This is a genomic window from Thalassotalea crassostreae (assembly GCF_001831495.1).
Lineage (GTDB): Bacteria > Pseudomonadota > Gammaproteobacteria > Enterobacterales > Alteromonadaceae > Thalassotalea_A > Thalassotalea_A crassostreae.
Genome location: NZ_CP017689.1, coordinates 2,981,605 through 3,005,426, shown reverse-complemented (window position 1 = coordinate 3,005,426; position 23,822 = coordinate 2,981,605). Strand labels below are relative to the sequence as shown.

20 protein-coding genes and 1 tRNA gene are annotated in these 23,822 nt (G+C 39.4%); 9 read left to right on the top strand and 12 right to left on the bottom strand.

Translation table 11 applies throughout. The annotated features are described in order from the left end of the window. Positions 1-9: 9 nt before the first annotated feature. From cysG to LT090_RS12855, 9 genes are all read right to left on the bottom strand, one after another. Positions 10-1,512, bottom strand: coding sequence for a siroheme synthase CysG (gene cysG / locus LT090_RS12895; protein WP_068547171.1), 1,503 nt, complete (start codon positions 1,510-1,512; stop codon positions 10-12). Further along, positions 1,512-2,375, bottom strand: a complete 864-nt coding sequence (locus LT090_RS12890; protein WP_226996482.1) for a phosphoadenylyl-sulfate reductase — start codon at positions 2,373-2,375, stop codon at positions 1,512-1,514. Before LT090_RS12890 ends, cysG begins: the two co-directional genes overlap by 1 nt. 16 nt (positions 2,376-2,391) lie before the next feature. Further along, entirely contained in the window at positions 2,392-4,131 is a 1,740-nt protein-coding gene (gene cysI, locus LT090_RS12885; RefSeq protein WP_068547170.1) for an assimilatory sulfite reductase (NADPH) hemoprotein subunit, read from the bottom strand. Then, positions 4,131-5,984, bottom strand: a complete 1,854-nt coding sequence (locus LT090_RS12880; protein ID WP_068547169.1) for an assimilatory sulfite reductase (NADPH) flavoprotein subunit — start codon at positions 5,982-5,984, stop codon at positions 4,131-4,133. The genes cysI and LT090_RS12880 overlap by 1 nt, the downstream gene beginning before the upstream one ends. Positions 5,985-6,266: 282 nt before the next feature. Continuing rightward, the gene (locus LT090_RS12875) at positions 6,267-7,058 is read right to left on the bottom strand and encodes a TatD family hydrolase (protein ID WP_068547168.1); all 792 of its coding nucleotides are present in this window, start codon (positions 7,056-7,058) and stop codon (positions 6,267-6,269) included. A 90-nt stretch (positions 7,059-7,148) separates the two neighbouring features. Further along, a complete protein-coding gene (gene argS / locus LT090_RS12870) occupies positions 7,149-8,888 on the bottom strand; it encodes an arginine--tRNA ligase (RefSeq protein ID WP_068547167.1) in 1,740 nt (579 codons plus the stop codon). Positions 8,889-8,933: 45 nt separating this feature from the next. Continuing rightward, a complete protein-coding gene (gene prfC, locus LT090_RS12865) occupies positions 8,934-10,514 on the bottom strand; it encodes a peptide chain release factor 3 (RefSeq protein WP_068547166.1) in 1,581 nt (526 codons plus the stop codon). Positions 10,515-10,845: 331 nt separating this feature from the next. Then, positions 10,846-11,289, bottom strand: coding sequence for a ribosomal protein S18-alanine N-acetyltransferase (gene rimI / locus LT090_RS12860; protein WP_068547165.1), 444 nt, complete (start codon positions 11,287-11,289; stop codon positions 10,846-10,848). 39 nt (positions 11,290-11,328) lie between these two features. Beyond that, positions 11,329-11,892, bottom strand: coding sequence for a DNA polymerase III subunit psi (locus tag LT090_RS12855; RefSeq protein WP_068547164.1), 564 nt, complete (start codon positions 11,890-11,892; stop codon positions 11,329-11,331). A gap of 260 nt (positions 11,893-12,152) precedes the next feature. On the opposite strand from LT090_RS12855, the gene purU reads away from it, so the two are divergent. Further along, complete coding sequence (purU, locus tag LT090_RS12850) at positions 12,153-13,022, top strand: formyltetrahydrofolate deformylase (protein ID WP_068547163.1); 870 nt, start codon at positions 12,153-12,155, stop codon at positions 13,020-13,022. A gap of 93 nt (positions 13,023-13,115) precedes the next feature. Here purU and LT090_RS12845 read toward each other — a convergent pair. Then, positions 13,116-13,192 (bottom strand) — tRNA-Trp (locus LT090_RS12845). A gap of 249 nt (positions 13,193-13,441) precedes the next feature. Here LT090_RS12845 and LT090_RS12840 point away from each other — a divergent pair. The 6 genes from LT090_RS12840 to secF all read left to right on the top strand — a co-directional run bounded on the left by LT090_RS12840 (position 13,442) and on the right by secF (position 19,390). Continuing rightward, the gene (locus LT090_RS12840; RefSeq protein WP_157726646.1) at positions 13,442-13,630 is read left to right on the top strand and encodes a hypothetical protein; all 189 of its coding nucleotides are present in this window, start codon (positions 13,442-13,444) and stop codon (positions 13,628-13,630) included. 241 nt (positions 13,631-13,871) lie between these two features. Next, positions 13,872-14,921 carry a tRNA preQ1(34) S-adenosylmethionine ribosyltransferase-isomerase QueA gene (gene queA, locus LT090_RS12835; RefSeq protein WP_068547161.1) on the top strand — a complete coding sequence of 350 codons (1,050 nt, stop codon included), beginning with the start codon at positions 13,872-13,874 and terminating at the stop codon, positions 14,919-14,921. A gap of 114 nt (positions 14,922-15,035) precedes the next feature. After that, complete coding sequence (gene tgt / locus LT090_RS12830; protein ID WP_068547160.1) at positions 15,036-16,172, top strand: tRNA guanosine(34) transglycosylase Tgt; 1,137 nt, start codon at positions 15,036-15,038, stop codon at positions 16,170-16,172. A 60-nt stretch (positions 16,173-16,232) separates the two neighbouring features. Then, positions 16,233-16,568, top strand: coding sequence for a preprotein translocase subunit YajC (gene yajC, locus LT090_RS12825; RefSeq protein ID WP_068547159.1), 336 nt, complete (start codon positions 16,233-16,235; stop codon positions 16,566-16,568). A gap of 9 nt (positions 16,569-16,577) precedes the next feature. Then, on the top strand, positions 16,578-18,428 hold the full coding sequence (secD, locus tag LT090_RS12820) for a protein translocase subunit SecD (protein ID WP_068547158.1): 1,851 nt from the start codon (positions 16,578-16,580) through the stop codon (positions 18,426-18,428). 14 nt (positions 18,429-18,442) lie between these two features. After that, on the top strand, positions 18,443-19,390 hold the full coding sequence (gene secF / locus LT090_RS12815; RefSeq protein WP_068547157.1) for a protein translocase subunit SecF: 948 nt from the start codon (positions 18,443-18,445) through the stop codon (positions 19,388-19,390). A gap of 30 nt (positions 19,391-19,420) precedes the next feature. Here secF and LT090_RS17215 read toward each other — a convergent pair whose 3' ends face one another. Then, positions 19,421-19,552 carry a hypothetical protein gene (locus LT090_RS17215; protein WP_257785270.1) on the bottom strand — a complete coding sequence of 44 codons (132 nt, stop codon included), beginning with the start codon at positions 19,550-19,552 and terminating at the stop codon, positions 19,421-19,423. 1,592 nt (positions 19,553-21,144) lie between these two features. Next, positions 21,145-21,948: an inositol-1-monophosphatase gene (gene suhB, locus LT090_RS12800; protein WP_068545587.1), complete on the bottom strand. Its 804-nt coding sequence runs from the start codon at positions 21,946-21,948 to the stop codon at positions 21,145-21,147. 349 nt (positions 21,949-22,297) lie between these two features. Between suhB and trmJ the strand changes: the two genes are divergently transcribed. Both trmJ and iscR read left to right on the top strand, forming a co-directional pair. Continuing rightward, positions 22,298-23,053 carry a tRNA (cytosine(32)/uridine(32)-2'-O)-methyltransferase TrmJ gene (trmJ, locus tag LT090_RS12795; protein ID WP_068545588.1) on the top strand — a complete coding sequence of 252 codons (756 nt, stop codon included), beginning with the start codon at positions 22,298-22,300 and terminating at the stop codon, positions 23,051-23,053. 231 nt (positions 23,054-23,284) lie between these two features. Then, positions 23,285-23,794 carry a Fe-S cluster assembly transcriptional regulator IscR gene (iscR, locus tag LT090_RS12790; protein ID WP_068545589.1) on the top strand — a complete coding sequence of 170 codons (510 nt, stop codon included), beginning with the start codon at positions 23,285-23,287 and terminating at the stop codon, positions 23,792-23,794. The last annotated feature ends 28 nt before the right edge of the window (positions 23,795-23,822 follow it).

The following is a 23,822-nucleotide window of genomic DNA, read 5'->3' as shown; positions in this document are numbered from 1 at the left end:
AAGCGAATTTTATGCAGCTGGATTAACTAATGAAATTGTATTTTCAGCGCCCACAATACCATTGATGTCAAAGTCTGCATCTAAACTTCCTTTGTATAACTCTCTATGCAGGGATACTACTTCACCGATAATGGTTAGGGCAGGAGAGCCTATATTGTGCTCTTCAACAAGAATATCCAACATATCCAATGTTCCTGTTATAACACGCTGATCGGCGCGAGTACCTTTTTCAATGATGGCAACAGGGGTGTGTGGATCACGGCCATATTTAATCAGTTGCGTTTTAATATTGGTACTGCGCATTACCCCCATATAGATGACCAGGGTATTATTACTTAGCGCTAACGACTTCCAATTCACTTCTTGATTGTCATTCCCTTGATTAGCGGAATTACTAATTTGTTTTGCATGACCAGTAACAAACTGAACCGATTGCGAATAATCTCTATGAGTTAAAGGGATACCGGTTGAGGCTGAACATGCTGCTGCTGCCGTAATTCCTGGAATAACTTCAAACGGTACGCGATTATCTGCTAATAGTTGTGCTTCTTCACCACCACGACCAAAAATGTAAGGGTCGCCGCCTTTAAGACGACAAACGATTTTACCTTGTTTTGCTAAATCGACTAAAAGCTGATTAATGTTTTCCTGAACCATAATATGATTACCAGCTTGTTTGCCAACTAAAATCATTTCCGCATCTTTGCGACAAAGCGCCAATACTTCTGGCGAAATCAACGAATCGTAGACAATCACGTCGGCAATTTGCATGCTTTGTAATGCTTTTATGGTTAATAAATCCGGATTTCCTGGACCACCACCAGTAAGGAAAACTTGTCCCATATTAGGACGTTTTTGTTTATCTTCAGTGCGCTGTTGTTTCACCGAATTTTTTAATTCTGCTTTGCAGTAAGCGTCGACTTTTTTCCAATTCCCCATCGCCGCTGCTTGACTTGCTTTACCTCTAAAAACTGATTCCCAAAAATGTCTACGTGATTGGAAGCTGGTAATTTTTTCTTTCACTTCAGCTCTATATTGCGCTGCGACAGTGGCCAACTTCCCAGTCCAACGAGGAATAGACTTTTCTAGTTGTTCTTTCCACAAACGCGCTAATACTGGTGCTTTACCATTACTACCAATAGCAATCATTAATGGGCTACGATCAATGACCGCGCCAAAAGTGAATTCGCATAAATCGCTTTGATCGACAACATTTACCCATATGTCGGCAGCTTCGGCTTGGTCGTGGATCAAAGTGTTTACTGCTAAATCATTCGTCGCGGCAATAACTAATCGCTGGTTTTGTAAAAATGATTGTTGATATTCGCTAATAACAATCTTTAAATTAGGCTCTTTAATCGAAAGTAACTGCTCACATACTTTGGTTGCAACTACGGTTACCATTGCATTTGCGTTTACTAAGCTTTGCACTTTTCTTAACGCAACATCGCCACCACCAACAACCAATACTGGCTTGTTAGTTAGTTTAAGAAATAATGGTAACGTTTCCATTAAATACCACCTCCGTCATTGTATTCATGTAATCCACATTCACGAGCTAAACCAAAGAATCGAGTTTCTTCTTCACTCATGCCTGCTTCTAATTTTTTCGTTGTCTGCTTATCACCAACAGAAACATAACCTTCTTCCCATAATGGGTGATAAGGTAAATTATGCTTTTGTAAGTACTGGTATATATCACGGTTAGTCCATTCAAGGATTGGGTGCAACTTGATTGCGGCTTGTTGCTCACCCTTGATGAAACTGTATTCTGCAATTGATTTATTTGCTCGTGATTGTGACTGGCCTTGGCGTATGCCACTAAACCAAGTATTAACTTGCAAGTCGTTTAACGCACGACGCATCGGTTCTACTTTGTTTATTTGATTGTATTGCTTAATACCATCTAAGCCATTTTCCCATAACTTACCAAAACGTGCTTCCTGCCATGCCGGTGAAATATTGGCTTGGTAAATCTTCAAGTTCAGTTTTAATCGTTCGGTTAGTTGGTCTATAAATTGGTATGTTTCGTCAAATAAATAGCCACTATCAATTAAAATAATAGGTAAATCAGGCTGTTGCTGAGTCACTAGATGTAACATTACCGCAGATTGAATACCAAAGCTAGACGACAATACCGCTTGACCAGGTAAATTTTCTAAGGCCCAGGCGACACGTTGTTCAGCAGTTAGATTAACAAGTTCTGAATTTACTTTTTCTAAATCGAAATTTGCTGTTAACGATGACGCACTTTTGAGTACTTTATCGTCAATTCGTTCATCGTTAACCAGCTCTTTGTTAACCAGCTCTTCGTTAACCAGCTCTTTGTTAACTACTAGGGTGTTAGTACCGTTCGCGCTCATAATGTCATTCATCTAAAGATTTTCACCATTATTGGTGAAAGTCTTTTCCTTCAATCGTTGCTTTGATAACGCCATAACGAACAACAAAATCACCAAATCGTTCTGCTTCCAATCTATGCTCTGCAAACAATGAAAATAAGCGATCTAATTCAGCTAAAATATCGTCTTCACCAATATTTTCTAAATGTAATTTGTTTAAGCGAGTACCTAAGCCATCGGCTCCTAGGTACATGTTGTATTTACCAGGCCCTTTACCAACAAAGGCGATTTCTGCGGCAAATGGACGAGCACAGCCGTTTGGACAACCTGTCATTCTTAACACGATATCTTGTTCGCTAATATTGTGTTTAGCGGCTAAACCATCAACCTTATCGATTAAAGTTGGCAGGTAACGCTCTGCTTCGGCCATTGCTAAAGCACAAGTTGGCAACGCGACACAAGCCATTGAGTTGCCACGGATAGGACTAACGCCACCTTCGTTAAATGTGCGGTATAAGCCGTATTGTTTGGCCATGCCTTCAATCATTACTTTTTCATCTTCAGGAACATTAGCGATGATAACGTTTTGATTTGCCGTCATACGGAAATCGCCTTTATGAACTTTTGCGATTTCTTTCATGCCAGTTTTTAATTGACGAGTATCGGTATCAATAATACGACCGTTTTCGACAAACAGAGTTAAGTGCCAGTTATTATCAACACCCTTAACCCAGCCTAAGCGATCACCTTGTAAGGTGAACTTAACCGGTTTTGAAGGTTGCATCTTAAAGCCCGCGTGCGCTTCAACAGCGTCACGAAATGCATCAAGACCAATGCGATCAACGGTATACTTTAAGCGAGCATTTTTTCGAACCACTCGGTTACCTAGATCACGCTGAGATTTTAACACCGCTTCCGATACTTTGATTGCATCTTTAACTTCAACAAAACCTAGCTCTGACGCCAAACGAGGATATGTTTCTACATCGCCATGAGTTGAACCCATACCGCCACCAACAGTGATGTTGTAACCGATGATTTTGGCTGTTTCGCCTTCACCTTCAGTAATAGCTACTAATCCAAGATCGTTGGTATATACATCAACATCGTTGTGCGGAGGCACTGCGACTGCAATTTTGAATTTACGCGGTAAATAAGTTTCACCATAAATAGGCTCTACTTCTTCAGCTGGCACGTCGTTCAGATCTTGTTTCTTACCGTCTAACCAAATCTCACTATAGGCTTTGGTTTGCGGTAGTAAGTGCTCTGAAATACCTCGAGCCATCTCAAACGCTTCTTGGTGCAGATGCGATTGAACTGGGTTAGTGTTACAGGTAACGTTACGGTTTACATCACCACATGCGGCTAAAGAATCTAAGCCAATATCATCCAAACCTTGGATCACATTTTTAATGTTTGGTTTTAACATGCCGTGATACTGGAAAGTATTACGAGTTGTTAAGCGCAATGAACCATAAATGGTGTAATTATCAGCCATGCTATCAATTGCTAGCCATTGCTCTGGCGTAGCAACACCACCTGGTACACGCGCACGCAACATAAAACTAAATAGTGGTTCTAGTTTTTGTTCGCTGCGTTCTTGACGAAGATCACGATCGTCTTGTTGATAAAAACCGTGAAATTTAGTTAATTGGGTGTCATCTTCCGCTAAACTACCGGTAACTGCATCTTGTAAACCTTCGCTAATAGTACCGCGCAAAAAATTACTTTTGGTTTTAATGCCTTCATTAACGGCAAGTTTTTGTGTTTTCGTGTCAGTACTGCTCATTAGTACACGTCCTTTTGGTATTTGCGTTGTTCGCGTAGGTTATCTAAAAATTCTTCTGCTTGTTCAATTGACTGTTTACCGTGTTCGCAAACCACACTAATTAGTGCTTGATGAACATCCTTTGCCATACGATTGCCATCGCCACAGATATAAAGATGAGCGCCCGAAGATAACCATTGAAATAGCTCTTCACCTTGCTCTTTAATACGATCTTGAACATAAACTTTTTGTTCTTGATCTCTTGAAAATGCAACATCAAGACGTGTTAATAAACCGGAATCACGATAGCTAATAAGCTCTGATTGATATAAGAAATCATCAATAAAGTGTTGGTTACCAAAGAATAACCAATTTTTACCTTCAGCTTCGTTTGCTTCTCGTTGTTGTAAAAATGCTCTAAATGGCGCGATACCAGTACCAGGGCCAATCATGATAACGTTAGTGTCGTTATCTTGAGGTAATCTAAAGTTTGAGTTTTCTTCGACATAAATATTAATGCCGGTGATACTCTCGTCGTCTGCTCGGTGTGCTAAGAAACCTGAAGCGCCGCCTAAGTGACGTTCGCCATAAGCTTCATATTCCACTACTGCTACTGTTAAATGTACTTCTTCTTCAACTTCCGCTTGGGCACTGGCAATTGAATAAAGACGTGGGCTAATTTTTCTCAGTGATGCAACCAATTGCTCGGCAGTAATACTCGAATCTTTAGCTACTGGGTATTGACTAACAACGTCAATAACTTGTCGCTCAGTAACAAAACTGCGCAACGCCGCTTTGTCAGCTAATAACGCTGCCAATTCGTCGTTGGCGTTAAATTGTGCGTACTTCTCAATAAAACCAGGGTGCAATTGGGTGAGTTCAAAGTGCTTCACCAATGCAGTTTTAATTGAAATTTGTTGGCCTTCAAAATCAACCGTTTGGCTTTCTTCAATTGACAGCAGCGCCAATAATTTATCAACCAATTGTGGATCGTTATCAAACCAAACACCTAAAGCATCACCGGCTTGGTAGCTGATATCACTATCTTCAAGAGATAGTTCGATATGACGAACATCCTTTGATGAATTACGAGAGGTAATTTTTTGGTTGGCTAACAACTCAGCACTAAAAGGCGTATTACGAGAATAGGCTGAGCTTGATGCAGCAGCATTCGCCGCAAGACCGGTAAATGGTACAACCGGTGACTGACTGTTATTGGCATCGCCATTAATTTGTTTTAATTGTTCATCAAAAAGCGCTAAAGATGCATCTACCCATGCATCTGCACTTTCTTCAAAATCAACATCACATTCAACAATGTCAGATAATCGACTTGCGCCTAACTCTGCTAGTCGTTGGTCAAAATCGTGACCTGTTTTACAGTAAAACTCGTAACTTGAATCACCAAGTGCTAATACCGAATATTTTAAGCCATCTAACTTAGGTGCCTTTTTACCGTATAAAAATTTATGCAAAGTAATCGCATCGTCTGGTGCATCACCTTCACCATGGGTACTCACTACGATGGCAACAAACTGCTCTTTCTTAAGTTTCGCTGGCTTGTAGTCAGACATATTGACTAATTTGACCGCTAACCCATGGCTGCTTGCTTGTTCATGTAATTTAGTCGCGATAGATTTTGCATTACCAGTTTGTGAACCAACTAAAATTGTAAGTTCCGCTTGCGCAGTAGGCTCTGCTGCAGTCGGTAAGCTTAATGTGTTTGATTGCGATATAGCCGACAAGTATCCACTAACCCAAGCTTGTTGAATTGGCGTAAGTTGATCGACTAATTGTGATAACGCAGCATTTTGCTGAGTTGATAACGGTGATGCCGTCTGAATTGCTTGTTGCACTAGTTGCGCTGAAGTCATAATCTTTATTTCGGTAGAGTGATTGTTAACGGGATGTTAGTGGTGTTTATAAAGCAATAAAAGGACTGTTATAAACAAACTTATTCCAATTTGTTATATACACCTTGTTTTTTCACTCAATATCGATAATCCCCTTTTAAAACAAGGGATTGATGTTTTTACTTGGTATGAAAGTGGATTTAGTGCAATTTGTTATTTCTTATAGGTAAAAGCTCTTAAATTGCATTTTTAGTATTGTTTGTAAGAAATTTAGCTGTCTGTTATAGGAAATTTATTTTTGTTTTATTCGCACTTTATTTGAATTTTATTAAATAAGCTTTCGATATTTTGCTCTATTTTTTGTTTTATTTCTGCCACAGATTCTTGGCGAATTTTACAAAGCTGCTCGAATATTATTGGTATGTTAATTGGCGAGTTATGCTGGCCTTGAAAACCATTAAGTGGCATCGCTGGCGCATCGGTTTCTAAGACAATGTGTTCAAGAGGGATCCGACTGACCGCTTTCAGTGTTTTTATTGCTCGCGGATAAGTAATGGTACCGCCGATGCCAAGCTTAAAGCCCAAATCGATATAACTTTTTGCTTGGTGATAACTGCCAGAGAATGCGTGGATGACCCCGCCCTGTTTAAGTGCTGTTTTTTGCAGGTGCGGGATTATTAAATGATGGCTTTTGCGATGGTGAACAATAACAGGTAAATTATGCTGTTTAGCAATATTGAGTTGTTGGACAAAGTATTGGCTTTGTTTTGCTATGTCTTGTTCGCCTTTATTCAGACCTCCATCAATACCTATTTCACCGACGGCAACAATGGTGTTTTTGTGTTTATCTAATAGTTTCTCAAGCAGCAGCAAATCTTCAGGCGTCGCTTTATCTATCCACCAAGGGTGTAAACCAAGGCTCGGTAACGCTGCTTTATAAGTGCTGCATAACTGCAATACCCTCGGCCATGTGTTAGCCGTTATACCTGGCACGATAAAACGATGAATATCGGCTTTTGCACATTGCTCGATGAGCTCGTCACGATGTGCGTCGAACTCTTTAAAATCTAAATGGCAATGACTATCAGTAAACATCTATTGACTGTATCTTAGATTGCTAATTTTATAAACAAAAAAGGCCTGCATTGCAGACCTTTTATTGGCTTCATATTTTTAAAGCTAGAATTACATTCTATCCATTACTTCAATACCGAGAACATCTAAACCGCTATATAATGTGCGAGCAACAACATTACATAAACGTAGACGTGACAGCTTAGTTTCTTCTTCAATGCCTTCTTTCAGAATTGGACAGGCTTCGTAGAAACTCATATAAAGTGACGCTAATTCATATAAGTAATTACACAGTAAGTTTGGTGTACACTCACTGATCACAGCATCTAATACTTCTTCAAATTGTAGCAACTTAACTGCTAATGCTTTTTCTTGCGGTTCGTTAACTAAGATATCATTAGTTAGCGTTTGTTGATTAATACCCGCTTTTTTGAAGATACTTTGTACACGCGTATAGGCATATTGCAGGTACGGCGCCGTTGCACCTTCAAAACTTAACATTGTTTCCCAATTAAAGATGTAATCAGAAGTTCTGTTTTTAGATAAGTCTGCAAACTTAACCGCACCAATACCAACTTTGCGCGCGATTTCGCTGCGCTCTTGCTCAGAGAAATCAGCAATTTTATCTGCCATTAAATCCGTTGCGCGACTAACTGCTTCTTCAAGTAATTCAGCTAATTTTACCGTGCCACCAGTACGAGTTTTAAATGGCTTACCGTCATTACCCATCATCATTCCAAATGGACAATGATCATAAGCGGTTGTACTTGGTAAGAAGCCAGCTTTACGTGCAGTAATTTCTACTTGTTTAAAATGTAGTGCTTGACGTGCATCTGTGAAGATAATGATGCGATCGGCACCTAACTCACCGCTACGGTAGCGACATGCGGATAAATCCGTTGTTGCATATAAGAAACCGCCACCTGATTTTTGTACGATAAATACTGAAGGCTCACCATCTTTGTTGGCCATTTCTTCAATAAATACAACTTTAGCGCCTTGGTCTTCAACGGCAATGTTTTTTGCCATTAACTCATCAATAACTACTGGTAAGTCAGGGTTGTATGCGCTTTCGCCCATGATGTCATCACGAGTTAAGGTAACATTTAGTTTATCGTAAATTTCTTCAGAATGATGAATTGAGATATCGATGAATTGCTGCCACAACACTAAACAATCACTGTCGCCGCCTTGCAAACGAACAACGTAATCGCGGGCACGATCAGCGAAACCATCTTCTTCATCGAAACGAATTTTTGCTTCACGATAAAAGTTTTCTAGATCAGCTAGGGCAGTTTCAGCCACTTCATTACTGGCTAATTTATCACTCAAATGAGCGAGCAACATACCAAACTGTGTACCCCAATCGCCCATATGGTTTTGACGGATAACCTTTTCACCGCGAAACTCTAATGCACGAACTACTGCGTCACCAATAATGGTAGAGCGTAAGTGACCAACGTGCATTTCTTTTGCAAGGTTAGGTGCTGAGTAATCGACAACGACGGTTTGCGGTTGAGCATTTTGACTCACATTTAAATGTTCATCATTGCTTGCTGCAACTAATTGGTTTGCAAGCCAAACTTTATTCAAGTGGATGTTGATGAAACCAGGGCCCGCCAATTCAATATTGTCAGCAATATCGTCAAGTTCAAGACACTCAACAACTTTGGTCGCTAATTCACGTGGGTTAGTTTTAAGTTTCTTCGCTGCACCCATAACACCATTGGCTTGGTAATCACCAAACTGCGGTCGGTTTGAAATGCTAACCGCTGGATTAGTATCTTCAGGAAGACCTGCTGCAATCATTGCAGCTTTAACTTTTTCATTTAAAAGTTGACGAATATTCATATTTTATAAAATCTCTGTTTCGCGTTTGCAATTACCAATTGGTATTTAGTGTTCACGGGTTTTATGGAATGTTACTTCTGGGTAACGTTCCATATTTAAATTTAAGTTTACCATTGTTGGTGCGATATAAGTTAAGTTATCACCACCATCAAGGGCTAAGTTGTCGTAGGCTTTCTTCTCGAATGTCGCCATGATTTTTTCATCATCACAACTTACCCAACGAGCAGTCGCTACTGAAATTGGTTCATATAACGCATCGACGTTATATTCAGTTTTCAAGCGATGAACAACAACTTCAAACTGAAGCACACCAACGGCACCTACAATCATGTCATTGTTTGATAACGGTCTAAATACTTGCACCGCACCTTCTTCTGAAAGTTGAATTAAGCCCTTCTGTAACTGCTTAGCTTTTAGTGGATCACGAAGACGAATGCGACGGAACATTTCAGGAGCGAAATTTGGAATACCGGCAAATTTCATTTCTTCACCTGAAGTAAAAGTATCACCAATTTGAATCGAACCATGGTTATGTAAACCTATGATGTCACCCGCGTATGCTTGTTCTACGTTTGAGCGATCACCTGCCATAAAGGTAACTGCGTCAGCAATTTTGACGTCTTTGCCAATACGCACTTGGCGCATCTTCATGCCTTTGCTGTAATTACCCGAACAGATACGCATAAAGGCAATACGGTCACGATGTTTAGGGTCCATGTTTGCTTGGATTTTAAATACAAAGCCAGTGAATTTTTCTTCATTTGCCTGTACTTCACGAGTATCTGTTAAACGAGATTGTGGCGTCGGTGCCCACTTCGTTAAACCGTCAAGCATATGGTCAACACCAAAGTTACCAAGTGCAGTACCAAAGTATACTGGCGTTAATTCACCAGCTAAAAATTCTTCCAAATTAAACTCATGACAAGCACCTTGTACAAGCTCTAATTCTTCACGGAAATCTTCGGCAAAATGACCAATCGCGGCATCAAGTTCAGGATTATGCAAACCTTTGATAACGACTTTATCTTGAATGGTATGGCCTTGACCTGTGGCATATAAGATAACTTCGTCTTCAAGCAGGTTATATACACCTTTAAATTCTTTACCCATACCTATTGGCCAAGTGATTGGGGCACACTTGATTTTCAAGATATCTTCGACTTCGTCCATCACTTCAATCGGATCACGTACATCACGATCCATCTTGTTCATAAAAGTAATGATTGGCGTATCACGTAAACGAGTAACTTCCATTAATTTAATGGTACGATCCTCTACACCTTTTGCCGTATCGATAACCATCAAACAGGAATCTACCGCTGTTAAAGTACGGTAAGTATCTTCTGAGAAATCTTCGTGACCTGGAGTATCTAATAGATTTACCAAACAATCAGCATAGGGAAATTGCATTACCGAGGTTGTAATTGAAATACCACGATCTTTTTCCATTTCCATCCAGTCAGATTTTGCATGCTGACCTGACTTTTTACCTTTTACTGTACCTGCTTGTTGGATCGCTTGACCGAACAATAGTACTTTTTCAGTAATGGTTGTCTTACCCGCATCCGGGTGAGAAATAATGGCAAACGTTCTACGTTTGTCTACTTCTTGCTGTTGAATTGACATTGGTTACAATTACTCGCTGTGTTTGGCTTACAAATATCAATTTTAGCGGGCCAAAATTGATATTAAAAATTTATTGTTAGTCTGTATTTATGAGAAAAACGTTATTAAACCGTTTATTAACAAACTGCTTAGTAAAAAGTAAAAGCAGTTAAATACATCGAAAGTTTAATGATTAAAAATCATACAGACATAAAAGCGCAACATTATACCGAAAAGGTGAGGGAAGAGCAGTAGTTGAATGGCCAAAAATGCTGTTTTTTTGTATTTATTAATGCGAATTTGAGCAATTGCTAGTTTTTGAGGTGATTTAAGTCACATAAATTTAGAATATTTAAAGACTAAGAGTCATTACTAGCGCATCTTCATAGCCAATGGCAGCTGGGTAGTAGCCAGTGCGACGATGCACTTGAATAAAGCCGTTTTTCATATACATCATTTGCGCTGCGATATTTTTTGCGCGAACCTCTAAGTGGCAGGTAACGACATTTTTTGCTCGCGCAGTTGCAATAAAATCATTCATTAAAACTTGCCCTAAGCCTTTACCTTGAAAGTCCGGATGAACACATATCTCCATGAGGGTGAACTCATCAATGACTAAGTCGCCAACATAAAAACCAACAACGCTTCCATCGACACTGACTTGTTTAGTGATGTATCGGCCGCCAATACAGCTAAGCAGTGTTTTCTTGGTCCATGGGAATGGATTACTTGCCGTTTCGATGGCATAAATTTGTTCAGCATCTTGCTTGTCAAAAGTACTAATTTTGTGAATCATTATGGACCGTTTATCTTTTAGAGTATCAGTAAACTGCAGCTATTGTGTTTCTGCGGGTTTGCTATTTAGGTATTGGCTTAGGCATAACCAAAGCGCACGTTTTAATTCAGCATTGTTGCTAAAGTCTTCAATAGCAGGCGTTGTTAAAAGGTTTTGCTCAAGTTCACAATGTTCACTTTGGCCGATCTGCCAGCTTAGCCCATCAAGGTCAAGTCCAAAGGCATTTAAACTGATTTGAGCAATATTTACGTTTAAGGCAATAGCAACATCATTGACAATACTTTGCTTTAATAAATTATCACTAAAGGTAATTTTGACTTCTTCGGTAGTTACTAATGTTTCCGTTTCCTTTTCTGCAGCAGTGTCGGTTAGCCTCTCCGTTAGCTTGTCATTTGGGTCAGCGGAGGTTTGAGCTGTTAACGGTACATCAGTTGCATTGTCTTTACATGCATTATCACTGCTGTCGGTCGGAGTACTTTTGGTTTTACTATTATCGGCCTTAACACTCTCGTCTTCAACATTAACAAAAACACCGCTACGAGATTGCCATAAGCTCACTCCCATCGTTTGTAATTGTTTAAATTGACGCTCGTTGATATTCATTTTATCCGACTGTGACTCGATATTTAAATAAGCTTTTAAAGCACAAATGGCTTTATAAAAAAGTATTCATAGTTGGTCAATTATGATGACAGATCGAAAGCGCCAATACAACGACATCAGCGAAATATCACCCGTTAACGGTGGCTAAATTATTGCCGAACAAAGAAAAAGTTGAGCAACAGCATAAGCTAGCGTTGATATTTACAGCAATGACAAGTAACGTGTAGCGAAAGCATGAGTAAATATAATTAGAGTAGAGTATGACTAGCGCGAAAAATCTCCTTACCATTTGTTCAGTAATATCTTGTCCTGATGGCGTCGGTATCGTCGCTGCGGTGACCCAGCATTACGCCGATATGGGTGGTTCGCTTATTGAGTCCAATCATCATACCGATGTTGAAAATAAATGGTTTTATATGCGTAATGTCATTGTTATTGATGCCGACAAGTATGATCTTCAAAGTATTCGAAACTCGTTTTCGCCATTAGCAGAAAAATTTTCGATGAAATGGCATATTCGCGATTTTGAATCACGTCAGAAAATGGTAATTTTGGCGAGTCATGCGTCCCATTGTTTAGCGGATTTACTATATCGTTGGCAAACCAAAGAACTGCCATGCGAGATTTCGTGTGTGATTTCAAACCATGAAAATTTACGCAGCATGGTTGAATGGCATGGCATTCCATTTCACTACGTACCAATTGACAAAAATAATAAACAGGCAGGGTTTGATAAAACGTCTGAGATTATTGAAAGGCACAATGCACAAAGCATTGTACTGGCACGTTATATGCAAATTCTACCGGCTCAAATGTGCGAGCAATATCGCGGTAAGTTAATTAATATTCACCATAGCTTTTTACCTTCTTTTATTGGCGCCGACCCTTATGCGAAAGCCTTTGAGAGAGGAGTTAAGCTTATTGGTGCAACCAGTCATTATGTGACAGAAGACTTAGATGAAGGGCCAATTATTGAGCAAGATGTTATTCGTGTAAATCACAGTTGTACATTAGAAGATATGAAACGTTTAGGTCGTGACGTTGAAAAAGCGGTGCTTGCTCGAGGTCTCAGATATCATCTAGAAGATAGAGTTATTGTCAAAGGAAATAAAACGGTAATATTTGAATAGCTAAATACGCTGTTATTAAACACTAATTTAAATAATTAGTTTATTTGATTTTACTTTAACTGGTTGAGTTTAATTTGATTTAAAAAGAAGAGATGGCAGGGGTGGAGAGACTCGAACTCCCAACCGTCGGTTTTGGAGACCGCCGTTCTACCAATTGGAACTACACCCCTGCAATGGCTTCGCATTATACTTATGCTTTTCAGGCTGTAAAGGGAAATTTTAATAAATTTGTTCAAGCGCTTAATTAATCGCCAACAAAAGTACTTTGAAGCAGAAAATTAAAAATGCCATAGTTGAATTTGCATAATTGAAAATAGCGACTAAGCTGAGACTTCGAAACAAATTTTAATGTCTGCGCTAACTATAACTAAGTTCATTATAAAATGACTTATACAAACCAACTTAAAGGGAGCTTAAGTTTGAAAATCCTAGATCTACTCGGTAAAATCATTGGCCGCAGTAAATTAACAAAACCCAAAACCGCCAAAAACAGTGTTGTGAAGGTCGAAATAGACTATATTCAAAGCGATTATGAACCAGACCGATTCTTCGGTGTTCAATCTTCAATTCAAAACAAACAAACTACAACCGCTAAAAACAACGATTAAAATGCGCTTTAGGCCCCCAACTAAAGCGGCTATTAATTACACCGAACAACAACATTGTTGCACTTTTTCAAGATAACTTTTCCTTGCTTTTAAGCCTTGTCAGCACTACACTGACGCGTTTTTTATTAGTTTAATTTTGTGCCTGTCTAATTACAGAGTTTTTAAACCTATTTTGTTGTCATTCAAAACAAGGATTTAGAGAAATTTATGACGGTAATTTAGATAAGGTTTGGTGTGATTTATGCGAGTTTCTGATTTTTCTTTCGAACTTCCTAACGAGTTAATTGCTCGTTATCCGCAGGCTGAGCGAAGTGCATCGAAATTGATGTCTGTTGATGGCAATAGCGGCGACTTAGAACATTTAAGTTTCGATCAAATTATTGATCAATTAAATGCCGGTGACTTATTGGTTTTCAATAATACTCGTGTGATCCCTGCTCGTGTATTCGGTACCAAGGCCAGCGGTGGAAAATTTGAAATGTTGGTTGAGCGTGTACTCGATCAACATCGCGTACTTGCCCATGTTCGTTGTAGTAAGTCACCTAAACCTGGCAATGAATTATTACTTGAAGGCAAAGTAAAAGCGACCATGGTTGCCCGCCATGATGCCTTGTTCGAGATTGAATTTTCAGGTGAAGAAAGTGTATTCGATATTTTAGAAGATATCGGTCATATGCCGCTGCCTCCGTATATCGATCGCCCAGATGAAAACTCGGACAAAGAACGTTATCAAACGGTTTACAATGAAAAGCCAGGCGCGGTAGCGGCGCCAACTGCCGGATTACATTTTGAGAATCAGTTACTAGATAGATTAAAAGAAAAAGGCGTTCAACTAGCATTTATTACTTTGCATGTAGGTGCAGGAACTTTTCAGCCAGTGCGAGTAGACAAAATTGAAGATCACGTAATGCATTCTGAATATGTTGAAGTGAGCCAAGAGGTTGTTGAAGCAATCAATGCCACTAAAGCAGCAGGAAATCGAGTAGTAGCAGTTGGTACTACATCGGTTCGTTCATTGGAAAGCGCAGCGCAATTTGCATTACAAAACGATAAGCCGTTAGCTGAATTTTATGGTGATACCGATATTTTTATCACCCCAGGTTATGAATTTCAGCTAATTGATGCGCTGATCACAAATTTTCATCTGTCAGAGTCAACACTATTAATGTTAGTCAGTGCCTTTGCCGGATATGAGCATATGATGAATGCCTATAAAGTCGCGATTGAGGAAAAGTATCGTTTCTTTAGCTACGGTGACGCTATGTTTTTAACGCGCCAACAGGCGAAATAGATAAAACTAGTTAATAATTAGACTCGCTAATTATTAATAAAACGGCAATTTAGAAACTAGCTAAATTGTTAAAACAAACCTGTGGCCTGTTTCGCTACATGGTAAGGAAAAAAAATGAAATATGATTTAATCAAAAAAGATGGTAAAGCTCGTCGTGGTCGCTTGACGTTTGACCGAGGTGTTGTTGAAACACCTGCATTTATGCCCGTCGGTACATACGGTACTGTTAAAGGTATGAAAACCGAAGAAGTAAAAGCAACTGGCGCTCATATCATTCTCGGCAATACTTTCCATTTAATGTTGCGTCCTGGGACTGACATTATCGAACAGCATGGCGGTCTTCATGGCTTTATGAATTGGGATAAGCCGATCTTAACCGATTCAGGTGGTTTCCAAGTATTTAGTCTTGGCCAAATGCGTAAAATTACGGAAAAAGGGGTAGAGTTTCGCTCGCCAGTGAACGGTGAGAAGATCATGCTTACTCCAGAGCGTTCGATGGAAGTTCAACGTAGCCTTGGTTCAGATGTAGTGATGATTTTTGATGAATGTACGCCGTACCCTGCAACGCATCAAGAAGCTAAAGATTCAATGGAGCTTTCGCTTCGTTGGGCTAAACGCTCAAAGTCAGCTCACGGTGATAATAAATCGGCTTTGTTTGGTATTGTTCAAGGCGGCATGTATGAAGACTTGCGTGAAGTGAGTGCTGCCGGACTATTGGATATTGATTTTGACGGTTATGCTATCGGTGGTTTATCGGTAGGTGAGCCAAAAGAAGAGATGATCAAAATATTAGATCATACGCCAGACTTGATTCCTGAAAATAAGCCCCGATATCTAATGGGAGTGGGCAAGCCTGAAGACTTAGTTGAAGGTGTGCGACGCGGTATCGATATGTTCGACTGCGTAATGCCTACACGTAACGCTCGTAATGGACACTTATTCGTTAGTACGGGTGTGATAAAAATCAGGAATGCGGTTAATAAAACACATACTGGACCATTAGATCCTGAGTGTGATTGCTATACCTGTAAAAATTATTCGCGTGCCTATTTACATCATTTAGATAAGTGTAATGAGATATTAGGTTCGCAATTGAATACCATGCACAATTTGCATTTTTATCAAAAAGTAATGCAAGGATTGCGCGATGCTATCGAGCAAGGTAAATTAGACGAATTTGTTGCAGAATTTTATGCCCAAAGAGGGCTTGAAGTTCCACCATTGAAGTCAAATACAAACGAAGAAAAATAATAACGATAAAGTTTGTTTTTCATTATTAAAATTTAATTAAAATAGAAGTTAGAGGATCATATGGATTTATTTATTAGCAAAGCTTATGCAGCCGGCGAACCAGCACAACAAGGCGGTGGCATGGAAATGTTGCTTATGTTGTTAGTGTTTGGTGTGGTATTTTATTTCATGATTTACCGCCCACAAGCAAAGCGTGTTAAAGAGCACAAAAACTTAATGGCAGCAATTGCTAAAGGCGATGAAGTACTAACTCAAGGTGGCGTTGTTGGTAAAGTATCAAAAGTATCAGACGAAAAAGACTTTATTAAAGTAACTGTTGCTGAAGGTATTGAGCTAACAGTACAAAAAGGTGCAGTTTCTGCAGTATTACCAAAAGGGACTATGAAGTCTCTGTAAGGAAAAATTGTGTTAAACAAATACCCATTGTGGAAGTCGTTAATGGTGGTGATTATCATCGCCCTTGGCTCGCTTTACGCATTACCCAACTATTATGGTGAAGATCCAGCTGTACAGATTTCTGGTACAAAAGGTGTAAAAGCTGACTTAGCAACACTTGATTTAGTGAAAGCTGAGCTCGATTCATCACAAACAACATATCAAAGTGCTGCACTTAAAAACGGCCAAGTTATGGTTACGTTTAGTGACTATGAAGCACAGCAAGCAGCGAAAAAGTTGATATCTAAAAAATTAGGTAATGAATATTCAGTTGCTTTAAATTTAACTCCAGCAACACCTGACTGGCTAGCTAGTCTTGGTGGTGTGCCAATGAAACTTGGTCTCGATTTATCTGGTGGTGTTCACTTCTTAATGGAAGTAGACATGAAAACAGCAATGAATCGTGTGCAAGAAGACATGGTTGGCGATTTTCGTACTCAATTACGAAATGCAAAAATTCGCTATCGTGGTGTAAAAGAGTTTGGCAACGGCGTTGAAGTTATATTTAAAGACACGGCAGACTTAAGCAGTGGTGAAGACGTTTTAAAACGCACCTATGGCGACTATTTATTTGTTGATAACGAAGATAATCTTTCGTTACGAGTAACAATGACTGATGCCAAGTTAAAAGAAACTCGTGAATATGCTCTACAGCAAAACATTACCATTATACGTAATCGTGTAAATGAGCTAGGTGTTGCTGAACCTTTAGTTCAACGTCAAGGTGCAAAGCATATTGTTGTTGAATTACCGGGTATCCAAGATACTGCATTAGCGAAAGAGATTTTAGGTGCAACTGCAACCTTACAATTTCATATGGTTGACCAAGAGCACGATGTTTATGACGCTGTAAACGGTCGAGTTCCTCCAGGTTCATTTTTAGTTTATGAACAAGATGGTCGTCCTCAGTTATTGAAAAAGCGCATCATGTTACGTGGTGAGCACATCATAGGTGCAACATCATCACTTGATCAACAAACTAGCCAACCGCAAGTTAATATCGATTTAGATAACAAAGGTGGTAGCTTATTCTCAAATGCGACCAAAGATAATATCGGTAAGCCAATGGCGACGGTATTTATTGAATCAAAAGCAACTGGCGAGAAAAATGCCGATGGCAGCTTGAAGTTTACTCAACATCAAGAAGTTATCAGTGTTGCAACTATTCAAGCTCGTCTTGGTAAGAGCTTCCGCATTACTGGTCAAGACTCACCTGCAGCGGCTCACAACTTGGCACTTTTACTTCGTGCTGGTGCCTTGATTGCACCAATTGCGATTGTAGAAGAGCGAACAGTTGGTCCTTCACTTGGTGCTGAAAACGTTGAGCTAGGTATGCAAGCCATCTTATGGGGCTTTGCTTTAGTATTATTATTTATGATGGTTTACTACCGTAAATTTGGTGTTATTGCTAACTTAGCACTTGCAGCAAACTTGGTATTAATCGTTGGTATTATGTCATTAATTCCAGGAGCGACTTTAACGCTACCAGGTATGGCAGGTATCGTTCTTACTGTTGGTATGGCGGTCGATGCGAACGTCCTTATCTTTGAGCGGATACGAGAAGAAATCAGGGCAGGAAAAACTGTTCAGCAGTCGATTCATCAAGGTTATGACTCTGCGTTCTCGACAATTTTTGACGCCAATATTACAACGCTAATTGCTGCTTTAATCCTATTTGCTGTAGGTACTGGCCCAATTAAAGGTTTCGCCGTAACTCTTTCAATCGGTATTATTACTTCAATGTTTACCTCAATTATAGGTACACGAGCGTGTGTGAACGCGCTATGGGGTGGTAAGAAAATTGATAAGCTTTCAATTTAGGCTAGGAATTAATTATGCAATTATTAAAAATTAAAGACACATTAGCCTTTATGTCATACAGAAAGGTAGCTTCAATAATAAGTATTCTCTTAGTTATTGGCTCACTTGCCTCGTTGGCAACCAATAAATTAAATTGGGGCTTAGATTTTACTGGTGGTACGTTACTTGAAGTTGGTTTTGAGCAACCTGCCGACCTTGGTAAGATCCGAGCGGTAATGGAAAGTGGCGGTTACGATGATGCGATTGTTCAACTTTTCGGTAACGCAAATGATGTATTGATTCGATTAGGTCAACGAGACGGCGTTAAAGCTGAAATGTTAGGTAATCAGATCTTAAGCATTCTAGAGCAAGGTACTGGTGATAACATCACTATGCGTCGTATTGAGTTTGTAGGTGCTGGTGTTGGTGATGAACTAACTGAGCAGGGCGGTTTAGCAATGCTAACAGCACTTATCTGTATCTTAGTGTATGTTGCGTTTCGATTTGAATGGCGCTTTGCATTAGGTTCAGTAACGGCACTTGCACACGATGTTATTTTAACTCTCGGCTTGTTCTCAGTATTGGGTTTAGAGTTTGACTTAACAGTATTAGCCGCGGTACTTGCGGTAATAGGTTACTCGCTCAACGATACAATTGTTGTATCTGACCGTATTCGTGAGAACTTCAGAAAAGTACGTAAAGGTTCGCCGGAAGAAATCATTAATATTTCTTTAACGCAAACGCTTAGTCGTACCATGATCACCTCTTTAACGACATTCCTAGTATTGCTAGCATTGTTCTTTAAAGGTGGCGCCCTAATTCACGGTTTCTCAACAGCATTATTGTTCGGTATTATCATTGGTACATACTCGTCAATCTATGTTGCTTCAACGGTAGCATTAGGTTTAGGTATCTCGAAAGAAGATCTTATCCCTGAAGAAGTTGAAAAAGAAGGTGTCGATCAAGAAGGTTTCCCTCTATAACGGGTGAAAACAGATAATGATAAGGCAGCGTTAGCTGCCTTTTTTTTGGGTACAGGATGTACCTACATCGAATTCATCAGGGATGATGGTTTGTTCGTGTGCCTTACCCGAACCAGTCGCCGTTCCTTCACATCCATGTGACCACGGCACTAGTGAATCCATTCAAGTCAGCGACGCTCTCTATTATTTCCTAATTATGAAGGTATGCCAAAACACCAGGGATGGTATCGTTTCGGCGCTTCAGTTTGATTCTGGGAGCAAGTCGACCCTGTGCGCAAATTTTATGTTTTATATTGTGGGTTTACATCCTCATAATTTTCACTAGGATAGAGTTAAGTAAAGCGGAGGTTCTGCTTCCAGTTAGAGCGATTAGACGAGCTAAAAAATATCCGATAAAGAGCGCCAAAGAAGCGCGCTCAGAATAAGAAAGTGCGCACCGTCATTGCGTTGCAGAACGCAACCTCCTCCAGTAATAGCGAGCCGTTAAAAGCGCATATAATAAAGCCACTTCGAACCTGAAAGGGGTTACGGCCTGCGCCGTAATGACGGTATAATTTTTCTGAATATGCATACGCTGCTTTGGCGTTTTTTAACCGGTTTATTGACCGTCTCACAATGGCACATTTGCGTCGTACTAGAAAATAACGTAAGTTAAATCAAAAGCCCAAGGGCTATAATGAGCGATAAGCGGAAGTAAAATAAAGCTTAACCTAAACTCTTTTAATGCCAATAATAAAAATCACTAGAATAATAAATAATGTCTAAATCACCTGAAAAATCCAAAACTCACTGTCTTGTTTGTGACAGGCATATCACATTAGTAGATAGGATTTCTTATATGAATGGATTTGGGGTTGAATGTCGAACTTGCCAGTCAATTTTAAAAATTAATTATAGCGATATGTATCCCGCTTGGGCTGTATGTGCAGTCACCGTTTTAATACTAATTTTAAAGCAAGATATTATCTACTACTCAAACTGGTGGGTGTTTTACATACTTTTATGTATCTCTAATATTATAGCTTTATCCTTGTACTATAAGGCTCCATTCTACCTGCATTGGCAAAACCCACGTTGGAAGAGAGATAACGATAACAAGTTAGCCAAAGTTGAATGACGGCAAGTGGCACATTTGCGTCGGTCTAGAATCTAGCGTAAGTTATTGATTAATAAATGCAGTGGCGAGCGACCGCTGCGAGCGATAACCAGCCTCTTAACTATGATAATTTAACGGATTAAAATGACTGAATACTTGTTAGGTTTAATACTCTTCTCGGTTGTATTACAAATGTATGTATATTTCTCCTTAAAGAATAAGTTACCTAGTTTGTACAAAGATATATTTGATGGAGCGTTTGCAAAGTCAGACATCAACCACACGAAGAAAGTATTCTTTTTTTATTACAATCCATTGAATTTAATGAAGACCTTTACAGAAATAAGTATTGTAAGCTTAAAGCTAGTTTTAGCACTAAACTGTATCCTTTTTTACTTGATAGTTGGCATTGTTTTAACTTCGTAGGCAAAGATAAAAGTTTAACCAACAGCAGTCCCAAATTCTTTATTAAATTTCTCTTATATTAGAGGTTGCTAACGGGCAGCTAATGGCACAAAGCAGAAGTAGAACCGAAAACTCTTATAAGAAATCTTTCTCAAAATAAAAAGCCTAGATGCATACAACATCTAGGCTTTAGAGTACCAAATTAACTACTTAAGCGTTAGACGCTTTAATAGTTATAATTCAATTATTGTTACTACAGTTTCATCGCTGGCGATAAATGAGGGCGCATAACCGTTAACATTTCTTTTGTTAAACGCGGGCTTGCAGCAACGATATTACCAGATTTAGAATGATTGTGACCGCCAGTAAAGTCTGTTACCAAACCACCAGCTTCAATTGCCATTAATTCACCGGCAGCAGTATTCCAAGGTTTAGTACCCATTTGGAAGTAACCGTCAACACGACCTGAAGCTACGTAAGCTAAGTCTAACGAAGGGCAACTGCCACTGCGAACATCAGCAGCTTTTAAGAATAAGTCTTTGAACATACCCATGTATGCGTCAGTACTTGCTTTTTGTTTATGTGGGAAACTTGTTGCTAAGATTGTACCGGCTAATTCTTTATGAGCTTTAACACGCACACGGGCATTGTTAAATTGTGCACCGTTACCGCGGCTTGCAGTAAATAATTCGCCACGAATTGGATCATAAATAACAGCTTGGTCTAATTTGCCTTTTACTTTTAAAGCAATAGATACAGCGAAGTGAGGAATGCCTTTAACAAAATTTGTTGTACCATCGATAGGGTCGATGATCCATTGGTAGTCATTATCTTCACCAGTAATGATGCCACATTCTTCACCAATGATGGTGTGCTTTGGATACGACTTTTGAATCGTATAAATAATTGTTTGTTCAGCGTCTTTGTCTACGTTTGTAACAAAGTCGTTGCTGCCTTTTGCTTCTACTTCCACTTTATCAGCGTTTTCGAAAGCGCGTGCAATTAAACTACCGGCTCCACGCGCAGCGCGCACGGCGATATTTAGCATCGGATGCATATTCAGACTACCCTATTTTTATAAAGAACAATTTCAATACCAACTCATTCGTCAGTATTTTGCGGCGCGCATTATAACAAATAAAAATTTAATAAGCGAATCGCAAGTGAAATTGCAAAGATGATGATTATTTATAGTCGATAAATGCAGGTTTTGCTCAAAAACATAAGTGAAACAGTAGGTTTACTTATATTAAACATTTTTAAAATATTGATTTTACGGTTGATTAAGCGAATAAAAAATTTGTTCTAATTTGTAATCAATTTCGCTAATTTTTGCTAACAATCGAGTGTAATTGTGATAAAATCGCCGCCAAATTGAACAACCCATTAAAATTAAGATTGCTGCTATGTTAGAGAATGTTCGCATTGTCCTTGTAAATACTTCCGATTGCCGAAATATAGGTAGTGCCGCCCGCGCCATGAAAACCATGGGCTTAAAGAACTTGGTTTTAGTTGACCCGATCGAATTGCCTAACGGTCAAGCGCAAGCATTAGCGGCAGGTGCAACTGATGTATTAGCGAACGCCAAAGTTGTTGCGACAATGGAAGAAGCGATAACGGATTGTGGTTTAGTTGTTGGTACTAGCGCTCGCTCTCGTACGCTTCCTTGGCCGATGTTAGAGCCAAGAAGTTGTGGACAGAAGTTCGTCGAAGAAGGTCAGAAATATCCTGTTGCTTTAGTGTTTGGCCGTGAAAGCTCGGGTTTGACTAACGAAGAATTGCAGCTTTGTCATTATCACGTAGCAATTCCGGCAAACCCAGAATACAGTTCGCTTAATTTAGCTATGGCGGTACAAACCCTTAGCTATGAAATTCGTATGAATTTCTTAGAAGCAGAGCAAGCACAATTCGAAAAGAAAGAGTCAGATGTTGTTGCAGAAGAAGAAAGTGAATATCCGTTAGTAGAAGAAACTGAGCGTTTTTATGAGCATTTTGAATCTGCGATGAAGAAAACTGGTTTTGTGCAACCAAAGCACCCTGGCATGATAATGACAAAAGTTCGTCGACTATTTAACCGTGCCCGACCTGATGGTAAAGAATTAAAAATGCTACGTGGCATTCTCGCGTCAATTGATCGAACTGCTGAGGCAAGAAATAAATAATTGTTTATAGCCAATTCATCTAACCCATTTCGTAATTAATATTGCCAATCAAGGAATACCTGAGTAAAATGGTTGGGTATTTACTTGACTAATTTACTTGGTTATGTAAAATGCGCGCTACATCCCTTGTTATTGCTCGAAAATTTAGGGATTTAGAAAAACGAAAAAATGAAATTTATTAGTTAATAAACTGCTTTTTTTACACGAATTGTAGAAAGTCAGGGTGAAAAAATGAAACTTACATCTAAAGGCCGTTATGCGGTTACAGCAATGCTTGACGTGGCTATCCACGCTGAAAGTGGTCCTGTACCTTTAGCAGATATTTCTGAGCGCCAAGGTATTTCATTGTCTTACTTAGAGCAATTGTTTTCACGATTACGTAAGAATGGCCTAGTCAATAGTGTACGTGGACCAGGCGGTGGTTACCGTCTTGGACGCTGTAGCGCTGCAATTGCAGTCGCAGATGTAATTAGTGCGGTCGATGAAAGCGTGGATGCAACTCGCTGTCAAGGTAAAGGCAATTGCCAAGCCGGTCAGCAATGTTTAACCCATAACTTATGGCACGGTTTAAGCGAACGTATCGCTGATTTTTTAAGTAGCATTACCTTGAGTGATTTAGTCAATCAAGGTGACGTTCAAAAAGTATCAAGTCGCCAAGATGCGGAGCACGAGAGTACAGCTCATGCCACTAAAGGCTTAAATACTTTAATATCAACACGAAATATTATTAACGAGTGGTAATAAAACCACCGTTTAGTTGGAGAAAAAC